We start from the raw sequence: 19,220 nt of genomic DNA, 5'->3' as shown, positions 1-19,220 counted from the left end.
TATTTTTGTCTCTATGAAAAAAACTTTTTCCATTTTATTGGTATGCTTGGGGATATTTATGTTTTCCCAGCAAATAGAAAGCTTTACCACTATTTTAAATGACAAGATAAGCATAAGAGCTCTTGAAGTTTATGATAATAAAGTTTGGTATACCGGAACAGATTCAAAGTTTGGCTTTGTTGATCTTAAAAATAACAAAGACCAAAAACAGCTGGGTCTATCGGATAAAAAGCTTCAGTTTAGAACGCTGGCACAGGATAAGAGTTCTTTTTATGCTATTAATATTGAAAGTCCTGCCTATTTTTTTAAGATTGATAAAAAAGATCTGAAGTCAGAAATTATCTTTACTGATACAGTGAAAACTGCTTTTTATGATGCTCTGCATTTCGTGAATCATCAGATGGCTTATACTTTCAGTGATGCAGATAAGGATAATCTATTGAAACTGGCTGTCTACAGTAATGGAAAATGGAGAATGTTCAAAAGTGATATAAAACTGAACAGCGGTGAAGCGGCTTTTGCAGCAAGCAATACCAATATCGCTTCAACAAAAAAATATCTGTGGATTGCAACTGGCGGAAAAGCATCAAGAATCTTAAGAATGGATTTGAAAAAAGAAAGTATCCAGGTTTTCGAAACCCCTTTTATCCAGGGAGAATCTTCGCAGGGAATGTATTCAATAGATTTTTATGATAACCGATTCGGGATTGCAGTAGGCGGAGATTATACCAAACAGGACGCAAATATCAATAATATTGCCACCACCCATGATGGCGGGGAAACCTGGCAGGTACAGTCTTCCGGAAAGAATGCCGGCTACACGACCTGTGTAAAAATTAAACCGGGATCAAAAGGAAAAGAAATCATTGCTGTAGGCGATAAGCACATCAGTTATTCTTCTGATTTCGGAAAAACATGGAAAAAAATTTCTGATGAGAAAGGATTTTTTGTCTGCAGCTGGTTAGAGGGCAATACCGTTGTTTTTGCAGGAAAAGACAGAATCTCAGTCATGAAATTAAAATTTTAAATCTTAGGGATAGAATTTATCATTATTTGAAGAATTCCAGTAGCGATCATATTTAGACTCATTATAAAATACAGCCTAATATATTTCATGGTTTAAAATTCATTCGTAATGGTTAATTTTGCAGGATGAAATTTATTTTATGTTAAATTTCATGATTCGATAATATTTTAAATTTTGAAATGAATTCTTTAATAGATAAGTATAATATTCCCGGACCACGCTACACATCATATCCCACTGTTCCTTATTGGGACGAATCTACATTTTCTCCTGAAAAGTGGAGGGAGACTGTGATAAGGTCATTTCATGAGAGTAATGCAGAAGAGGGAATTTCTATTTATATTCACTTGCCTTTCTGCGAAGCATTGTGTACGTTCTGTGCCTGCCACAAGCGTATCACAAAACAACACAGTGTTGAAATTCCATACTTGGAAAGTGTTTTGAAGGAATGGAAGCTTTATCTGGAACTTTTTGAAGAAAGACCCAAGCTTAAAGAACTTCACCTTGGAGGCGGGACCCCTACATTTTTTTCGCCAAAAAATTTAAAAACCTTATTGGAAGATATCTTTGAAACCGTAGAAATAGCAGAACACCCTGAGTTTTCTTTTGAAGGGCATCCGAATAATACGACAAGGGATCACCTTCAGACTTTATACGATCTTGGCTTCAGGAGGGTAAGTTTTGGCGTTCAGGATTATGATCCTAAAGTTCAAAAGGCAATCAACAGAATACAATCCTTTGAAAATGTAAAAAATGTAACGGAGTGGGCTAAGGAAATTGGTTACAGAGGAATCAGCCATGATTTGGTTTTCGGACTCCCGCACCAAAGTTGGGATGCTATGGAGAATACCATCAGAAAAACGATGGAACTGAAGCCGGACAGGCTTGCTTTCTATTCCTATGCACACGTTCCGTGGGTAAAAGGGGTAGGACAGAGAGGTTTTGATGAAAACGATTTACCTAGCGGTGAAGAAAAACGCCGTTTATATGAAGACGGTAAAAGACTGCTTGAAAATTTAGGATATATAGAAGTGGGAATGGATCATTTTTCTCTTGAACATGATGACCTGTACCAATCCCTGATTCATAAAAAGCTTCACAGGAACTTTATGGGCTATACTTCAAGCAATACCCAACTGATGGTAGGTCTTGGAATGTCTGCTATTTCAGATTCCTGGTATGCTTTTGCCCAGAATGTAAAAACGGTGGAAGAGTACCAGAAGATTATTGAAGAAGGTAAAATTCCTGTGGTAAAAGGTCACATTCTTGATGATGAAGATCTTACCGTAAGAAGACATATTCTGAATCTGATGTGTCAGCTTGAAACAACCTTTACTGATAAGAATTCTTTCCCGGAACTGGAAAATGCATTTGAAATGCTGAAAGAAATGGAAAAAGATGAATTGGTGGAGATTTACGACAATCAAATCAGGATCACAGAAAAAGGAAGAGCGTTTACGAGAAATGTTGCCATGGTTTTCGATCTCAGAATGATGAGGAATAAACCGGAAACAAGAATTTTCTCTATGACGATATAAAATAAAAGCGGTTCCATCGGAACCGCTTTTTTATTGAAGTAAAATTTCTGTCATTTAATAATAAGTTTCTGGCTGTAAGATTTCACATCTCCCGATTTGATGATCAGGTAATAAACTCCGGCAGGAATTCCTGTAATGTCTACGCTGCCGTCGTTTTCAATTTTTGCTTTTTCCAGAACTATTTTTCCTTCTGTACTGAAAAGATCTGCAGTGCTGTTCAGGTCTTCCAGACCTTCAATGAACACTTTTTCAGAAGAGGGATTGGGATGAATATACAAAGAATTTGAGCGGTCTGTCTCGTCTGTTGCCAGCGCGCCTGTTGTGATTTTAAATATTTTTCCGCTGTTTACCGCTGCCACAAACAATTCTTTCTGAGAGTTCTGCCCGAAAGTAGAAAAATTGTTCCCTGAACTTGGAGAATTCCACACAAGAGAATTATCCGGATTCATGATTCCGATCTGTTCAGAACAGTAATCTGCAAAGAAGTATTTTCCCTGAAGGGCAGGATATTGGCTTCCTCTGTAAATATACCCACCGGTTATAGAGCATTTCCCTCCGGAATGATCATAAACGGCAACCGGAAATGTCATCGTGGACATAGGGGCGCATCCTGCTGTATTGTAAGCATTATTGCCTTCATAACATCGCCATCCGTAATTGATTCCAGCTTGGGTAGCAGGCATCCTGTTGATCTCTTCAATGGCTCCCTGGCCTACATCAGCAATGATTACATTCCCTGTATTTGTGTCAAATGAAAATTTCCATGCATTTCTAAGTCCATATGACCAGATTTCGTCGGCTCCGGTTACTAAATTTCCTGCAAAAGGGTTTCCGGGTGGAATATTATACGGCCCTGTAGCATTCACATCGATTCTTAACATTTTTCCCAGAAGTGAATTGATGTTTTGAGCATTATTGTTGGGGTCTCCGCCGCTTCCCCCATCTCCCGTAACGATCCAAAGATTTCCGTCAGGACCGAAATGAATACTTCCGCCGTTATGATTGTCAAACGGTTTTGGAATATTCAGAAGGATCTTTTCAGAAGCTGGATCTGCAACGTCAGGGTTAGCAGAGCTTACAGAATACCTTGCTACAATGATATTTCCGGCGGTATTGTTGTAATACACAAAGAAATACCCGTTGGTTGAATACTGAGGATGAAAGGCAAGACCAAGAAGGCCTCTTTCCCCTCCGTAAAGAACTTTGGAGCTGATATTCATAAAATCGGCACTGTTAATTGTTCCGTTGGGTTGAATGATCTTAATGATTCCGTTCTGCTGTACGACGAAGAGACGGGTGTCATTGGCGTTCGTAATTTCAACTGGACTGGTAAGCCCGGACGCAAATTCTACTAAATTAATGCTTTGAGAATTAACGATTAAGGAAGAAAAAACGCCTAGGGTAAAAAATAGTTTTTTCATAATATTTTGATATTTAGTGTATTGATAAATGAATGAAAATTTTATACCAATCGGAATTTGAAAATTTCATTACGATAAGGAGGAAAAATTATTAAATCTTAAATAGAAGTTAAAACCCCGATATATCTGAAAATAAACCGTTTCTATTGTTAAAAAATTCATAAAATAATAATAAAATCATTATATTTGCCGACTTAATTTAACGTAGTTATAACAAAATGCAAGGAAAAGGACTTATTACAATTGTTGCTATTGTACTAGGGTTAATTTGCTTAAATGAGCTATTACCAACTTGGTACGCCAGCAAAATTGAAAGGCAGGCGACTGCTGTTGCAGGAGACAATCCGGAAAAGTATCAGAAAGAAATTACAAGACTTTCTAAAGATACTTTGAACCTGGGATTCACAAAACTTTATTACACTAAAGCCAAAGACAAGGAAATGAAACTTGGTCTTGACTTGAAAGGAGGGATCAACGTTCTTTTGGAAATCAACCAAAGAGATTTGGTAAATGATTTAACCAATTATTCTACCAATCCTGTTCTTATCGAGGCTTTAAACAAGACGGATGAAGTTCAGAAGAATTCTACAAAATCTTACATCGATAACTTCTTCGATCAGTTTGAAGCGATCAACAAAGCAAAAGGAACGAACCTTAAGCTGGCTGATCCTGAACTTTTCGGAAATACTAATTTATCGGAGATCAAGTACAATACGACTGATGATCAGGTAAAAAGTATCATCAAAAGAAGAATTGATCTTTCTGTAGGTACTGCTTTTGAAGTAATCAGAACCAGAATCGATAAAATGGGTGCAGTGCAGCCAAACGTTCAGAGAGTACCGGGTACGGCAAGAATTTCTGTTGAAATGCCAGGTATGAAAGATATCGACAAGGTGAAGAAAATGCTTCAGACTTCTGCAAAACTTCAGTTCTGGGAAGTACAGCAGGTTCCTGAAATAGCGCCATATTTCCAGACATTGACTACAATGGTAGGCATAAAAGGTGATTCTATGGGAGTTGCGAAGAACATCAACTTCATGAGTCTTTTAAACCTTGACAAATTAAGATCAAACGGTGTTGCAAGCGTAAAACTTTCAGATACTGCTGCTGTAAACAAAATTTTGAACAGCAAAGTAGGTCAGTCATTACGTCCGGCTAACATTAAATATACACAGTTTATGTGGGGATACAAACCTGAAGCTACAGATGCTGAAAGTTTAGTATTGTATGCAATCAGAGGTAATATCAACCAAAAAGCTCCGGTAGACGGTGCTGTTGAAACGGCAAGCATTGGCTATGATGAGCTAAGCAGAGTGGTAGTAGACATGCAGATGGATTCCAAAGGTGCTAAAGAATGGAAAACATTAACTGAGAAGAACGTAGGTAAGCCGGTAGCGGTAACATTGGATGGCAGAGTATATACTGCGCCAAATGTTGTGAACGCTATTCCAAACGGGAGAACCCAGATCTCTGGTAACTTCTCTCAGGAAGAAGCTAAAGAACTGGTAGATGTTTTGGGAGCAGGTAAATTACCGGCTGGTGCAAAAGTAGTTCAGGCTACAGTAGTAGGACCTTCATTAGGACAGGAATCTATTAACGCAGGGGTTATTTCATTTGCTATCGCATTTTTAATTATTATTGTTTATATCATTTTCTATTACGGTGGTGCAGGGGTGTATGCTGTAATTGCAATGATCATCAACTTATTCTATATTTTCGGAATTATGGATTCCGGTGACTTTACACTAACGCTTCCTGGTATCGCGGGTATCGTTCTTACGATGGCGATGGCGGTCGATACGAATGTAATTATCTACGAAAGAACCAAAGAAGAATTATTTGCAGGAAAGAGCATCCTGGAAGCTTACAAAGACGGTTTCAAACATGCACTAAGTGCGATCGTAGATGGTCACTTAACGACATTATTAACGGCTGGTGTACTTTTCTTATTCGGAACAGGACCTATCAAAGGATTTGCTTTGACTTTAGGAATTGGTATATTAATGACATTCTTTACTTCTGTATTACTTTCAAGAGTAATGATCTTCACAAGATTGAATAAAGGAAAACATCTTTCTGTCTGGACTCCTCCAACGAAGAACCTATTCAGAAATACATGGATCGATTTTATCGGAAAAAGAAAATATGCCTATATCATTTCTGGTGTTTTAACTCTAGTTTGTATTGCATCTATTGCCATCCACGGTTTCAAATACGGTATTGATTTTACAGGAGGTAGAAACTATGTGGTAAGATTTGATAAAGCGGTTAATGCTGAAGATATTGAGCAGAATCTGGTAAAAGTATTCAAAACTGAAGATGGTAAAAATTCTTCTGTTGAAGCTAAAACTTTCGGAAACGACAGACAGTTGAAAATCTCAACAGATTACCTTATTGAAGATGAGTCTTTAAAAGCTGACCAAACTGTAGAGCAGAAATTATACGAAGGATTAAAGGCAAGCTTGCCTGCTAAGACTACATTGAGTGATTTCAAATCTGCGGATAAAGAACATGCAGGAATTATCTCTTCTGAAAAAGTAGGACCTACGGTAGCAGATGATATTCAGACTCACGGTATTCTTGCTGTAGTAGCTGCTTTAGCGGGTATTTTCATCTATATCTTATTAAGATTTAGAAAATGGCAATTCTCGTTGGGTGCTGTTGTAGCTTTGTTCCATGATGCGGTAATTATTTTGGGAGCGTATTCATTGCTTCATAAATTTATGCCGTTCAACATGGAGATCAACCAGGATTTTGTTGCAGCAATCCTTACCGTATTAGGATACTCAATCAATGATACCGTTATTATCTTCGATAGAATTAGAGAGTATTTAAGAGAGAAGAAGGCTTTAACATTGGCAGGATTATTTGATGACTCTATCTCAAGTACATTAGGTAGAACATTCAACACTTCATTTACAACGATCCTTGTGATTCTGGCTATCTTCATCTTTGGTGGAGATAACCTGAGAGGATTTATGTTTGCCATGTTGATCGGTATCGGATTTGGTACCTATTCATCCATCTTTATTGCATCGGCTATTGCTTATGATTTCCTTAAGAAAGGAAAAGAAGATGAGGTGCACGGGAAGACAACAAGTACCAAAGAAGTACTTGCTTCAAAGTAATATCAACTACAATAAATAAGTAAAGGCCGTTTCGAAAGAAATGGCCTTTTTTGTGCGGATGGGGGGTAAGAGTATCAGGGATTTTGGGTTCAAAGTTTTTGAATTACGGATTACCGCATTCTTGGTTTCAAGATCTGGATTTCAAAAATTTAATATTAAAGTTCAAGGTTTAAATTTATATTTGCGTAGCCCAAATCTGGAATCTGATGTCTGAAATCTTTCATCTAAAATCTTGACTCTTGATTCTTGACTCTCCCTTAAATCCACAATTTAGAATCATTATATTTCAGATTTCATTAATTTTGCAGCATTATGGAAAACTCAAGGAAAAAAGCAGCCATCGGCTTTATATTTATTACTTTATTGATTGACATTACAGGATGGGGAATTATTATTCCTGTTGTTCCCAAATTAATTGAGGAACTGATCCATGCCGACATCAGTGAAGCTGCAAAATATGGTGGCTGGCTTGGTTTTGCCTATGCATTTACTCAGTTTATCTTTTCACCGGTGGTAGGAAATCTGAGTGATAAATACGGGAGAAGGCCTATTATCCTGATTTCCCTTTTTGGATTTGCAGTAGATTATATTTTTCTTGCTCTTGCACCCACGATTTGGTGGCTTTTCCTGGGCCGGATTATTGCCGGGATCACAGGAGCCAGTGTAACAACCGCCAGTGCTTATATTGCTGATATTTCTACAGATGAAGACAGGGCTAAGAATTTCGGTCTTATCGGGGCTGCATTTGGTCTTGGATTTATCATCGGACCTGTATTGGGAGGAGTTTTGGGACATTATGGTGCCAGAGTGCCTTTTTATGCAGCGGCAGGTTTATGCCTTTTAAATTTCCTTTACGGTTATTTCGTTCTTCCTGAAAGCTTAGATAAGGATAAAAGAAGAGAATTCGACTGGAAACGGGCGAATCCTGTTGGTTCATTTAAATTTTTAGGTAAGCATCCGGAAATTTCAGGATTGATCTTTGCCCTTATCTTAATTTATATTGCGGGCCATGCCGTACAGAGTAACTGGAGCTTTTTCACCATGTACAAATTTAGCTGGACAGAAAGGATGGTTGGAATTTCATTAGGGGTTGTAGGACTTTTAGTAGGTCTGGTTCAGGGTGTTCTGATACGCTGGACAACTCCAAGATTAGGAGAGGAAAAAAGTATTTATTACGGATTGGCTTTGTATGCATTAGGGATGCTTTTGTTTGCCTTTGCTACAGAAGGCTGGATGATGTTTGCGTTTTTAGTTCCTTACTGTCTGGGTGGAATCTGTGGACCGGCATTGCAGTCAGTAATTACGAAAAGTGTTCCTTCCAACGAGCAGGGAGAGCTCCAGGGAGCATTGACCAGTTTAATGAGCGCTACTTCTATTATAGGGCCACCGTTGATGACTAACCTTTTTTACTTCTTTACCCACGACGAAGCCCCATTTGAATTTTCAGGAGCACCGTTCTTCCTGGCATTTATTTTAATGGCGATAAGTGTGGTGATGACTTATTATGCATTTCAGAAAAAAGATAAAAAGCTGATCAAAAAGCTGTAATTAAAGCAAAGTCTGAAAAGATTAATTATTTAAACCCGAATTAAGATAAGTGTTGAAAATAAGCAGTAGCTTTACAAAGCATGACAGCTTTAAATATTGAACTAAAATCAAAGAGTCAAAAATGCTGGATTTAGATTCGGAATCGAAACTATTATCTGCAAAAAATAATTTACAGCCAGCAACAAAATTCAACAGCTAATCGAAGTGTACTTGATTCTTAAATTCTTGAACTTCATAGCTTTAATCTTATAAAATCTTAAAATTTGTTTAAAATTTTAGTTTCCTGTAAATAAATGTATAATCTTTTGTAATTTTACGGCATGGAATTAAGCATTGGAGAAATGGCTCTGATCGCGGTAGCGATTGTTGTTTTATTCGGTCCGGATAAACTTCCTCAGATAGCGCGTGACCTTGGGGCAGGCGTTAGAAAGATGCGTGGTGCAGTGGAAGACATTAAAACTGAGATCATGAAGGAAACTGATAATCCTGTTTCTGAGATCAAACGCGAAATTGAGAAGGTAAAAGACGCTGCAAAGGACTTCAACCCGATGAAAAACATTGAAAAAGATATCATGACAGAACCTTCCGCAACTAATGAACCTCCGAAACTAAAGCCTGCCGACGATGAAACCTACGAAGGGCCTGTAAGCAGATAATTCATGGAGGAAATCATTCAGGAAGACAAAAAGGTTTTTCTATACCTTAATAATTTGGGCGATACTTCTTTCGACCAATTTTGGATGCTCATTTCCAGTACATGGATATGGGTACCGCTATACATTATATTTCTTTACTTTTTATACAAGAACTATAAGCTAAAATCCTTAGTTTTTATCCTTATATTCATTGCACTTGGAGCTACGGTTTCCGACCAGCTGGCAAGTGTTTTCAAATATGGAGTGGCCAGGCTTCGGCCCTGCCATGATCCCAGTTTAGAACATTATATGAGGATCGTGAAGTGCGGAGGGCAGTATGGATTTTATTCTGCCCATGCTTCCAATACCTTCTTCCTGGCAGCTTATTTAAGTATTTTATTGAAAAAGAAGCTCAATTGGTTTCCATATGCTATATTTGTATGGGCTGTGATAGTTTCTTACAGCCGCATATATTTAGGAGTGCATTTCCCGATAGATATTTTGGTGGGGGCGTTTGTTGGATCTTTATTGGGAGTGATATTTGGAATACTCGCCAAAAAAGTCATCAACAAGCAAAATATACCTTCATGAAAAAATCTTTATTACTGACAGCATTGATATGCTCCTCATTCATACTTTACGCACAGGACAAAATTAAAGCAGAAGAATGCTTTAAAAAAGCCGACTATAAATGTGCGGAAGAGCAATATACCAAACTTGCGGAAAAAGAGCAGATTCAAAAATATCAGTCTGAATACTACAATAATCTGGGAACAGCCCAAAGAAGGCTTGGAAAAACAGCATTAGCTTTGAAATCGTACGAATCTGCAATGAAAGCCAATCCCTTATCGGCTCCAGTATATGCCAATCTTGCATCACTGAACAGCCAGAAAGGAAATAAGGCTAAGGCATTAGAATATATCTCTACCGGCCTTAAGATTGATGCTGAAAATCCGGAATTTTATCTTACCCGTTCCAAAATCTATGACAGCCAGGGAAAAAAAGATCTTGCGCTGAGTGATCTCAAACAGATCCTGAGCTTTGCACCGGATAATATTTTTGCGAAAACGGGGCTGGCCAATCTGAAAAAAAATAATGGTGACTTGGACGGTGCCTTAAAAGATTACAATCAGCTGATCTCTGAAAAACCGGAATCACTGTTGTATAATGGCAGGGCAGATGTTTATTTCAAAATGAAAAAGTCTAAAGAAGCTCTTACAGATGCTAATAAAGCTATTTCCATAGATCCTAAATTTTCCCATTCCTATGTAACCAAAGCATTGATCCTATTTGATACGGCAAAACCAAAAGAGGCCTGTGAAAACCTGGATAAAGCAGTAAGCTTAGGATATGAAAAAGCTATTTTGGCAGATTATTATGCTAAATGTGTGAAAAAATAAATCTTATAGTAAATTCATTCTTACGGGCGCGGCATGAAATGCCGCGCCCGTAAGAATAAAATAAGCCATAAAATAAAGAAATATAGATGTTAAACATTGTTCTTGTAGAACCTGAAATACCCAACAATACAGGCAATATAGGACGGCTATGTGTAGGGACCGAAAGTAAACTGCACCTGGTTCATCCGTTTGGATTTGTAATCAATGATAAAAATCTGAAAAGGTCCGGTTTAGATTATTGGGTACATCTTGATGTTACTGAATATGCAAATGTTGAAGAGTGGGTGAAGAATATTCCCGATCCGTCCCGCGTTTTTTTAATGAGTTCACATGCTGAAAAATCCTATCTGGAAAATGATTTCCAGGATGGTGACTGGCTGGTTTTCGGCAAGGAAAGTGTGGGGTTGAGTAATGAAGTCCTGGATCAGTTTGAAAACCATTTGACGATTCCTATGTCAAAATTGATCAGAAGCTTCAATATTGCCAATTCCGTTGCTTTTGTAGTAGGTGAGGCAAAAAGACAGATTGGTTTACAGGTTAAGTAAAAATAAAGTTTTAACTGACAGTAAAAATTTACAAAGATTTAATCATTATGGTAAGGCTTTCCCTGCAGGATCTGGTCGGCACGGTAGAGTTGTTCCACGATAAATAAACGGATCATCTGGTGGGTAAAAGTCATTTTTGATAAAGACATTTTTTCATTGGCCCGGCTGTAGACATCTTCTGAGAAACCATATGCACCCCCGATAAGGATATGAACTTTCTTTACTGAAGAATTCATCCACGCATCAATTTTTTGTGAGAATTCACGGCTGGTGAACTGCTTGCCTTTCTCATCTAGAAGTACAACTAGGTCATTTTTGTCAATATAATTAAGGAACAGCTTGGATTCTTCCTTCTTCAAAAGTTCAGGTGAGAGGTTTTTTGCGTTTTTTACATCAGGAATTTCGGTGATTTCAAAATTCCAGTGCTTGGGAAGGCGGGTAAGGTAGTAGCTGATTAAAGAGGTAATCTCCTTATCATCCGTTTTGCCGATACAAAGTAAGCTGATTCTCATGTATGGAGGATTTCAAAAGGCAAAGATACCATTTTATGCCGGAAAACAGCTGAAGCCAGTAAAGCCAGCCTGAAAATGTTAAAAATAGAAAGACCAATGATTTCCAGTATTTTCAATGTTTTGGCTATTTAATTTTTAAATTCTTTTCTTGCCCATCATTTCTGTTTATCTACATAAACGGATCCATTGAACCATTAAAAAATTGTTATTTATTCGTTCCTGTGGTATTGAAATAAGAAAAAGGAAAATGTTTATATTTGTATAAAGACTTATTAAAAACAGCAGATCTTCTCCTTCTCAAGAGATAAACAGGAGGGTTTTATTAAGTAAAATACACCAAATAGATGAGTATAAAAGTTCCTAGATTTATCTTGAAGATTCAAGAGTTTTTTGACGGTATACATATTCCTGTTTTGGGCATATCGCTCTGGCAGATGTTCCAGATCTATATTTCCGGAATTTTCAAAGGCAATATCGGAAGAAAGGCGGCAGCTATTTCCTGGAGTTTCACCATCAGTTTATTTCCTTTTCTGCTCTTCCTGCTTTCCGTTTTGCCGTACATGCCGCATTATGACAAGCTGCAGTTTTATATTTTTGAAGTTCTGATGCACAACGTTTTTCCTTCTAGTATGCAAGGGGATATACGTGGGTATATTGAGACTAATATTATTCCTAATATGAAAGGAATCAGTAATCTCACTATTGTGCTGGCTTTGATTTTTGCTACGAATGGGACTTTTTCTCTTATCAATGGGTTTAATGAAAATTCAGATGAAAAGCTTAGTGACGTTAAAGAATTTATTCTTTCATTTTTTATAACGATTGGCTTTATTACCATTGTATTTTTTGCACTTTTTGGAGTGTATTATGCGGAAGTTGTCATAAAACCTTTCACTCCGGCTTACGATATTTCATGGTTGGTCAAAAACCTTTCTAAGATCATTGGGTTTGTATCTTTTCCGCTGTTTTACTTCATCCTTTTAACGCTTTTTTATTGGTTGGGAACGGTGAAAATTGCCAGGTTCAGACAGGCTGTACCGGGAGCTATTTTAACGACGGTCCTGTTTGTTCTTACTACTTTTATCTTCGCGATCTATGTGAAAGATATTGCCAGATATAACGTCCTTTACGGATCTATCGGAAGTATGATCCTGCTGATGGTTTGGGTGAATGTGAATGTGTATCTTCTGCTGTTCGGAAACGAGCTTAATATGGCCCTCAGAAAACTCCGAATCGAAAAGCTGTTGTCTGATGAGATCAAAAGAGAAGCAGCTCACTATCATGCACAGGTGACAGAGCCTAATCTGGAAAGCGATGAAGAGCACAAAAGAAAGCTGGAAGAGGGAAAAGATTAATTTTCCACGGCGTTCATATCTTTTTTAGAACTCATACTTAATATGACAAACCCTAAAACTGCTGCTAAGAAAGAAGCGATCAGGATGGCAAATTTAGCTTCATCCTGAATTGGAATACTATCTTTAAAGGAAAGAAGTGCAATGAAAATCGACATGGTGAAGCCTATTCCCGCCAGTAATCCAACACCGACCATTTGTAGCCATGTGCTGTTTTGAGGCAGTGTGCTGAGCTTTAATTTAATGGCGATAAAAGAAAACACGTTGATCCCGATCAGTTTTCCCAATATCAGTCCACAGATAATTCCCAGACCCAATGTACTTGTCACACCCGCTACCATTTCACTGGTGAAAGCAATATTGGTATTCGTTAAAGCAAATATCGGCATGATCAGAAAACTTACGGGAAAATGAAGCTTGTGCTCCAGTTTTTCAAGAGGAGAGGTTTCTACATCAGATACATTCGTAGGAATGGAAAATGCCAGCAGAACTCCGGCTATTGTTGCATGAATCCCGGAATGATGCAGGAAATACCACAAAAATAACCCTGGAATAATATAAAAAATAAGACGGGTAACTTTCAGGAAATTTAAGAGAAACAGCAGTGCTGCCGTTCCAAACGAAAGTAGGAGATAGGCCCAGTGAATTTGTTCAGTATAAAAAATAGCGATCACCAGGATGGCGCCGAGATCATCTACAATTGCCAGTGCTGCAAGAAATATTTTAATAGAGTTGGGAATCTTTTTTCCCAGCATTGAGATGATAGCCAGTGAAAAAGCAATATCCGTAGCCATAGGAATTCCCCAGCCGCTGCTATATTCTGTTCCGGAATTGAAGAAGGTATAGATTGCTGCAGGAACCAGCATTCCTCCTACGGCTGCAAATATAGGAAGGGAGGCATTTTTGAAAGAAGACAGTTCACCTTCCACCATTTCCCGTTTAATCTCGAGGCCTACAAGTAAAAAGAAAACGGCCATCAGCCCGTCATTAATCCATATGCTCACAGGATAGGTAAGATGAAAAAGCTGAGTTCCCACTTCTTTGTCCAGAAAATTCTGGAAACCTTCTCCTGCGGACGAATTGGCAATTAATAATGAGACAAGCACACAGAAAATAAGTATAATTCCCGATGACTGATTGCTGCTGAAAAATTTTTTAAAATATAAAGATAAATTCATGTCTATGATTGTAATCGTCTCACTCTTGAAACTCCATCAATGCTTTTGAGTTTTTTAAATGTTTCTTCCAGTTGGCCTTTGTTTTTAACTTCAAGATTGATATTGCCCATAAAAACACCGTTGTTCGATTCTATGGACATACTTTTCATATCCATTCCCATACTTCCACTGATCACGGTTGTAATATCATTAATCATTCCCATTCTGTCGAGACCTTCGATTTCGATCTTAACTCTGTTCTTAAAGCTTTCCGCATTCACCCATTTGGCCGGGATGACACGGTAATCGTACTGTGCTCTCAGATTGATTGCGTTGGGACAATTGTCACTGTGGACCTTGATACCATCTGAAATGGTAATAAACCCAAAAATTTTATCACCGGGAATTACCGTACAGCATTTGGCATAGCTGTAGTTTAGTTTCTCCTCATCTTTCCCGAAAACAATCATATCAAGGTTCTGTTCTTTCGGTTCCTCAAAATGTACGTTTTTCGTCGGGGATTTTCTGAACCTTGAAAGTAAATTATTAAATACATTTTTACTTTCGATATATTTTCTCAGACTGCTGACATCCAGTTCATTGCTTTGAAATTTAAGGAACAGTTCCTGAGAAGACTTCAGATTGAAAAACTTCTGAAGCTTATTCACTTCTTCATCATTAAAATTGATCTTTGCATGGCGAAGTTTCCTTTGAAGAATTTCTTTTCCATCTTCCACCAGCTGGTTCTTCTGGGAATTCAGGTAGCTTTTGATCTTGGACTTGGCTTTGGATGTCACTACAAATTCCAGCCAGTCCGATTTAGGCTTCTGATTTTGTGAAGATAAAATATCTATCTGGTCACCATTCTGAAGAACATAAGAAATAGGAACCAGTTTCCCGTTGATTTTTGCTCCAAGACATTTCATTCCAAGGTCGGAGTGAACGGCAAAAGCAAAATCCAGAGCGGTAGCATTTGTTGGAAGGATCTTGATTTCCCCTTTTGGAGTAAAAACAAATACTTCCTTAGAATATAAATTGAGTTTAATATTATCTAAAAGTTCGGACGTGGAAAGATTTTGCTGCTGTTCAAGAATATCACGGATTTCGGTAACCCATCTTTCAAAATTCCGGTCATCAGAACTCTGTTTGTAGCCTTCTTTGTATTTGTAGTGGGCTGCCACTCCTTTTTCTGCGATTTCGTCCATTCTTTCGGAACGGATCTGTACCTCAATCCATTTTTTGTCCGGTCCCAGTACAGTCAAATGGAGACTTTCGTACCCTGTAGAACGTGGCTGTGTGATCCAGTCCCTCATTCTTGAAGGATTGCTGTGGTAAACATCCGTTACGATAGAGTAGATCTTCCAGGCCAGGAACTTTTCGTTCTTTGCATCCGATTTATAAATAATCCTGATCGCATAGTTATCGAATACCTCTTCAAAAGAAACTCCCTGCTTCAGCATTTTTCTGTAAATAGAGGAAATAGCTTTCGCACGGCCTTTGATGGTGAAATTTAAACCTTCTTCTTTTAATCTTTCCGAAGCTTCTTTCTTGAATTCCTCAATATATCTTTCACGGCTTTCTTTCGCCAGTTCCAGTTTTTCTGTGATCTCATTATAAACTTCAGGATTGTTGTATTTCAGGGAAAGATCTTCCAGCTCCGATTTGATATTATACAGCCCCAGACGGTGTGCCATAGGTGCATAGATATAAACTGTTTCCGAAGCAATCTTTTTCTGCTTGTCCGGAGCCATGCTTTCCAGTGTCCGCATATTGTGAAGACGGTCAGCAATCTTGATGAGAATAACTCTGAAATCTTCAGACAGTGTCAATAACAGTTTTCTGTAATTTTCAGACTGTACGGAAATGTTCTGGTGATTCATAATGGAGATCTTTGTGAGCCCGTTCACAATATTGGCGATCTTTTCTCCAAAAATCTTTTTAAGATCTTCATAGGTATAATCGGAATCTTCTATAACGTCATGCAGCAGGGCGCAGGCGATAGATGTGGCTCCAAGACCAATCTCTGTTGCTACAATTTTAGCAACAGCAATAGGGTGGTAGATGTAGGGTTCGCCGGATTTTCTCCTTTGATCTTTATGGGCATCCAATGCAATATCAAATGCCTTCCGGATGAGCTTGTTATTTTCCTCGTCCAGAGTCCTGTATGTATTCGAAATCAAATCCTTATACCGGGCAAGGATCTCTTTGTTTTCCTGTTCTAAATCGTAACTCATTTGTGCTAATGCCTATAATTAAACGAAAATACGAAATTTTTTAAACTTTTCCACCATAAAAAATCCGCAGAGCGTTCTGCGGATTTCCGGTTATTAGATTTTGTGTTTTCTGTCAGAATTTAACTTCTGAATCCATGCCGCTGCTTGATGCCTTTATTTTCACATCAGGGCTGTTATGGATGTCGGCTCTGTTTCTGGCATCAATAAATCGTTTAATTTGATCGTAATGTGCCTCTCCAATACCCATATTCTCGAATAAATAGGTCTTCAGTACTGAATTTTGGTTGAAAATATTTCTCGCGCCATCAGTTTGGTTATTATCTTTTACCGCAACACTCGCAAGATACTGAGAGGTATCAGAGCCGCTATGAAGATATACTATGTAATCTGAACTTTCAAATCCTGAATTTTCCAGATCGGCTTCAAGCTTTTTGTAATCGCTGTGATGTGCAAATAATCCAGCTAATATATTTGACATAAGCAATAGTTTTTAAATTGTACCTAAAGATAATAAATATTTTTCAATATTGTTGTTATTAATTCATTAAAATTTATAATTTATTGTTTTATCTATAATGTAATGTTAAAATGTTTGAAAATGTCTATTGAACACCTGTTTGATTTTAATGATGCTATGAAAGCGAGCAAGATGAGGCGAAAGAATCGGCTCAGCCTATTTCTGAATGGGTGTTTTACAGGTTCTATTGATTTTTTTCATCTGTAAAAATCTGCGGGAAATAAAAAAATAAAAAAACGGGCCGAAGCCCGTCCATTGAATATCATTAATCTTATATCCTTTCATTTTTAATTTCCTCCACAATTTCAGGATTTAGCAGTGTAGAAATATCTCCGAAATTACTGAAATCTCCTTCTGCAATTTTTCTCAGGATTCTACGCATAATTTTTCCGGAACGTGTTTTCGGAAGCCCTGAAACAAACTGTATCTTATCAAGTTTGGCAATAGGGCCTATCTGGTCTGATATCAGCTGATTAATTTCCTTTTTGAGATTTTCCTTGTCACGGCCTTCTCCGGTTTCTTTTAAGATCACAAACCCATATAAAGCATTTCCTTTAATGTCATGAGGATAACCAACAATAGCAGATTCTGCAACAGCTGGATGTTCATTGATGCTGTCTTCGATAGGTGCTGTTCCTAAGTTGTGTCCGGAAACAATAATCACGTCGTCTACACGGCCTGTAATTCTGTAATATCCTACTTCATCCCTCAGTGCACCGTCGCCTGTGAAGTATTTTCCCGGAAAAGCACTGAAATAAGTTTCCTTATACCGCTGATGGTCCCCCCAGATCGTTCTTGCAATTCCCGGCCATGGAAAGCGGATGCATAGGTTTCCTGTTACCTGGTTTCCTGTAATTTCGTTACGCTTATCATCCATCAATACCGGTTGGATTCCTGGTAAAGGAAGTGTGGCATAAGTGGGTTTGGTTGGGGTAACGAAAGGAAGTGGGGAGATCATGATTCCTCCTGTTTCCGTTTGCCACCATGTATCTACAATAGGACATTTTTTATTTCCGACATGATCATTGAACCAATGCCAGGCTTCATCATTGATAGGCTCACCTACGGAACCGATCACCTTCAATGAGCTCAGGTCATGTTTATCTACCCATTCCGTGCTTTCTTTGGCCAATGAACGGATGGCGGTAGGAGCGGTATAGAACTGGGTGATTTTATGTTTTTCAATCACTTCCCAGAAACGGTCCGGTTCAGGATAAGTAGGTACCCCTTCGAAAATCACAGTGGTTGCACCGTTAAGCAGAGGACCGTATAAAATGTAGGAATGTCCTGTGATCCATCCGATATCTGCTGTACACCAATAGATATCATTCTCTTTATAATTAAAAACATTTTTAAAAGTGTAGGCGGTGTATACCATGTATCCTGCAGAAGTGTGAAGCATTCCTTTCGGTTTTCCGGTAGAACCTGAGGTATACAGGATGAAAAGGGGATCTTCGGCATCCATGATAACGGTCACGAAATCTGCGGAGGCTTTTTCATACAGATCCGCCATCCAGTGGTCTCTGCCTTCTTTCATTTTAATTTCGTTGTGTGTTCTTTTCACAACCAGAACGGATTCTACACTTGGTGTTTTTTCCAATGCTTCGTCTACAATGCTTTTCAGATCAAGAACTTTGTTTCCCCTGTAACTGCCATCAGAAGTAATAATCATTTTGGCATTACAGTCATTCACCCTTGAAGCCACCGCGGAAGCAGAAAATCCTGCAAAAATAACAGAATGTACCGCTCCCAGTTTGGCACAGGCAAGCATGGTAACGGCCAGTTCGGGGATCATGGGAAGGTAAATGCAGACTCTGTCGCCTTTTTCAATTCCCATTTCGCGCAGAACATTGGCGGTTTTATTAACCCGTTGATACAGTTCATTATAGGAAATATGCTGTGCTTCTTCTTTAGGATCGTTGGGTTCCCAGATAATGGCTGTTTTTTCACCTCTTACGGCAAGATGCCTGTCTATGCAGTTTTTAGTGATATTTAATTTGGCATTCTTAAACCATGTGATTTTGGCTTCATTCATATCATACTTAACCACCTTGCTCCATCTCTGATACCACACGAAATTTTGGTCTGCAATCTTATCCCAGAATTTTTTAGGATTTTTGATAGACTTTTTATACTCTTCAAAATAATGTGGCAAATCTTCAATTAAGTAATTTCTCATATCCCTTTGTTTTTTGAAATTTGAATT

At 38.2% G+C, this 19,220-nt stretch carries 14 protein-coding genes and 1 pseudogene; 9 read left to right on the top strand and 6 right to left on the bottom strand.

Annotation, left to right across the window (positions count from 1 at the left end; all coding sequences use genetic code 11):
- Positions 1-13 precede the first annotated feature (13 nt).
- Both DRF61_RS12820 and hemN read left to right on the top strand, forming a co-directional pair.
- Entirely contained in the window at positions 14-1,027 is a 1,014-nt protein-coding gene (locus tag DRF61_RS12820; protein ID WP_111957617.1) for a WD40/YVTN/BNR-like repeat-containing protein, read from the top strand.
- Between the two features lie 179 nt (positions 1,028-1,206).
- Positions 1,207-2,565 (top strand): oxygen-independent coproporphyrinogen III oxidase, encoded by a 1,359-nt coding sequence (hemN, locus tag DRF61_RS12815; protein WP_111957615.1) that lies wholly within the window; start codon positions 1,207-1,209, stop codon positions 2,563-2,565.
- Between the two features lie 50 nt (positions 2,566-2,615).
- Here hemN and DRF61_RS12810 read toward each other — a convergent pair whose 3' ends face one another.
- Positions 2,616-3,986 carry a PQQ-dependent sugar dehydrogenase gene (locus tag DRF61_RS12810; protein ID WP_111957613.1) on the bottom strand — a complete coding sequence of 457 codons (1,371 nt, stop codon included), beginning with the start codon at positions 3,984-3,986 and terminating at the stop codon, positions 2,616-2,618.
- A gap of 218 nt (positions 3,987-4,204) precedes the next feature.
- Between DRF61_RS12810 and secD the strand changes: the two genes are divergently transcribed.
- The 6 genes from secD (at position 4,205) to DRF61_RS12780 (ending at position 11,242) form a co-directional block, all read left to right on the top strand.
- The gene (gene secD, locus DRF61_RS12805) at positions 4,205-7,114 is read left to right on the top strand and encodes a protein translocase subunit SecD (protein ID WP_111957611.1); all 2,910 of its coding nucleotides are present in this window, start codon (positions 4,205-4,207) and stop codon (positions 7,112-7,114) included.
- A gap of 312 nt (positions 7,115-7,426) precedes the next feature.
- A complete protein-coding gene (locus DRF61_RS12800) occupies positions 7,427-8,662 on the top strand; it encodes a TCR/Tet family MFS transporter (protein WP_111957609.1) in 1,236 nt (411 codons plus the stop codon).
- Positions 8,663-8,982: 320 nt separating this feature from the next.
- Positions 8,983-9,318: a Sec-independent protein translocase subunit TatA/TatB gene (locus DRF61_RS12795; protein ID WP_111957607.1), complete on the top strand. Its 336-nt coding sequence runs from the start codon at positions 8,983-8,985 to the stop codon at positions 9,316-9,318.
- A gap of 3 nt (positions 9,319-9,321) precedes the next feature.
- Entirely contained in the window at positions 9,322-9,888 is a 567-nt protein-coding gene (locus tag DRF61_RS12790) for a phosphatase PAP2 family protein (protein ID WP_111957605.1), read from the top strand.
- Positions 9,885-10,697 (top strand): tetratricopeptide repeat protein, encoded by an 813-nt coding sequence (locus DRF61_RS12785; RefSeq protein ID WP_111957603.1) that lies wholly within the window; start codon positions 9,885-9,887, stop codon positions 10,695-10,697. The genes DRF61_RS12790 and DRF61_RS12785 overlap by 4 nt, the downstream gene beginning before the upstream one ends.
- An 86-nt stretch (positions 10,698-10,783) precedes the next feature.
- The gene (locus DRF61_RS12780) at positions 10,784-11,242 is read left to right on the top strand and encodes a tRNA (cytidine(34)-2'-O)-methyltransferase (protein ID WP_111957601.1); all 459 of its coding nucleotides are present in this window, start codon (positions 10,784-10,786) and stop codon (positions 11,240-11,242) included.
- 38 nt (positions 11,243-11,280) lie between these two features.
- On the opposite strand, the gene DRF61_RS12775 is transcribed toward DRF61_RS12780, so the two are convergent.
- Positions 11,281-11,754: a 23S rRNA (pseudouridine(1915)-N(3))-methyltransferase RlmH gene (locus tag DRF61_RS12775; RefSeq protein ID WP_111957599.1), complete on the bottom strand. Its 474-nt coding sequence runs from the start codon at positions 11,752-11,754 to the stop codon at positions 11,281-11,283.
- Between the two features lie 344 nt (positions 11,755-12,098).
- Between DRF61_RS12775 and DRF61_RS12770 the strand changes: the two genes are divergently transcribed.
- Positions 12,099-13,109: a YihY/virulence factor BrkB family protein gene (locus DRF61_RS12770; RefSeq protein ID WP_111957597.1), complete on the top strand. Its 1,011-nt coding sequence runs from the start codon at positions 12,099-12,101 to the stop codon at positions 13,107-13,109.
- Here the strand turns inward: DRF61_RS12770 and nhaA are convergent.
- From nhaA to acs, 4 genes and pseudogenes are all read right to left on the bottom strand, one after another.
- Positions 13,106-14,284 (bottom strand): Na+/H+ antiporter NhaA, encoded by a 1,179-nt coding sequence (nhaA, locus tag DRF61_RS12765; protein WP_111957595.1) that lies wholly within the window; start codon positions 14,282-14,284, stop codon positions 13,106-13,108. The genes DRF61_RS12770 and nhaA overlap by 4 nt on opposite strands.
- A gap of 2 nt (positions 14,285-14,286) precedes the next feature.
- On the bottom strand, positions 14,287-16,497 hold the full coding sequence (locus DRF61_RS12760; protein ID WP_111957593.1) for a RelA/SpoT family protein: 2,211 nt from the start codon (positions 16,495-16,497) through the stop codon (positions 14,287-14,289).
- Positions 16,498-16,609: 112 nt separating this feature from the next.
- Positions 16,610-16,975, bottom strand: a complete 366-nt coding sequence (locus DRF61_RS12755; protein WP_111957590.1) for a hypothetical protein — start codon at positions 16,973-16,975, stop codon at positions 16,610-16,612.
- Positions 16,976-17,285: 310 nt separating this feature from the next.
- Positions 17,286-19,199: pseudogene (gene acs / locus DRF61_RS12750) on the bottom strand (acetate--CoA ligase); the annotation flags it as partial.
- Positions 19,200-19,220: the final 21 nt, after the last annotated feature.

Origin of the sequence: Chryseobacterium lathyri (assembly GCF_003290185.1) — a bacterium.
GTDB lineage: Bacteria > Bacteroidota > Bacteroidia > Flavobacteriales > Weeksellaceae > Chryseobacterium > Chryseobacterium lathyri.
Note: the sequence above shows the minus strand (reverse complement) of the source record. Positions and strands in the feature narration are given on the sequence as shown.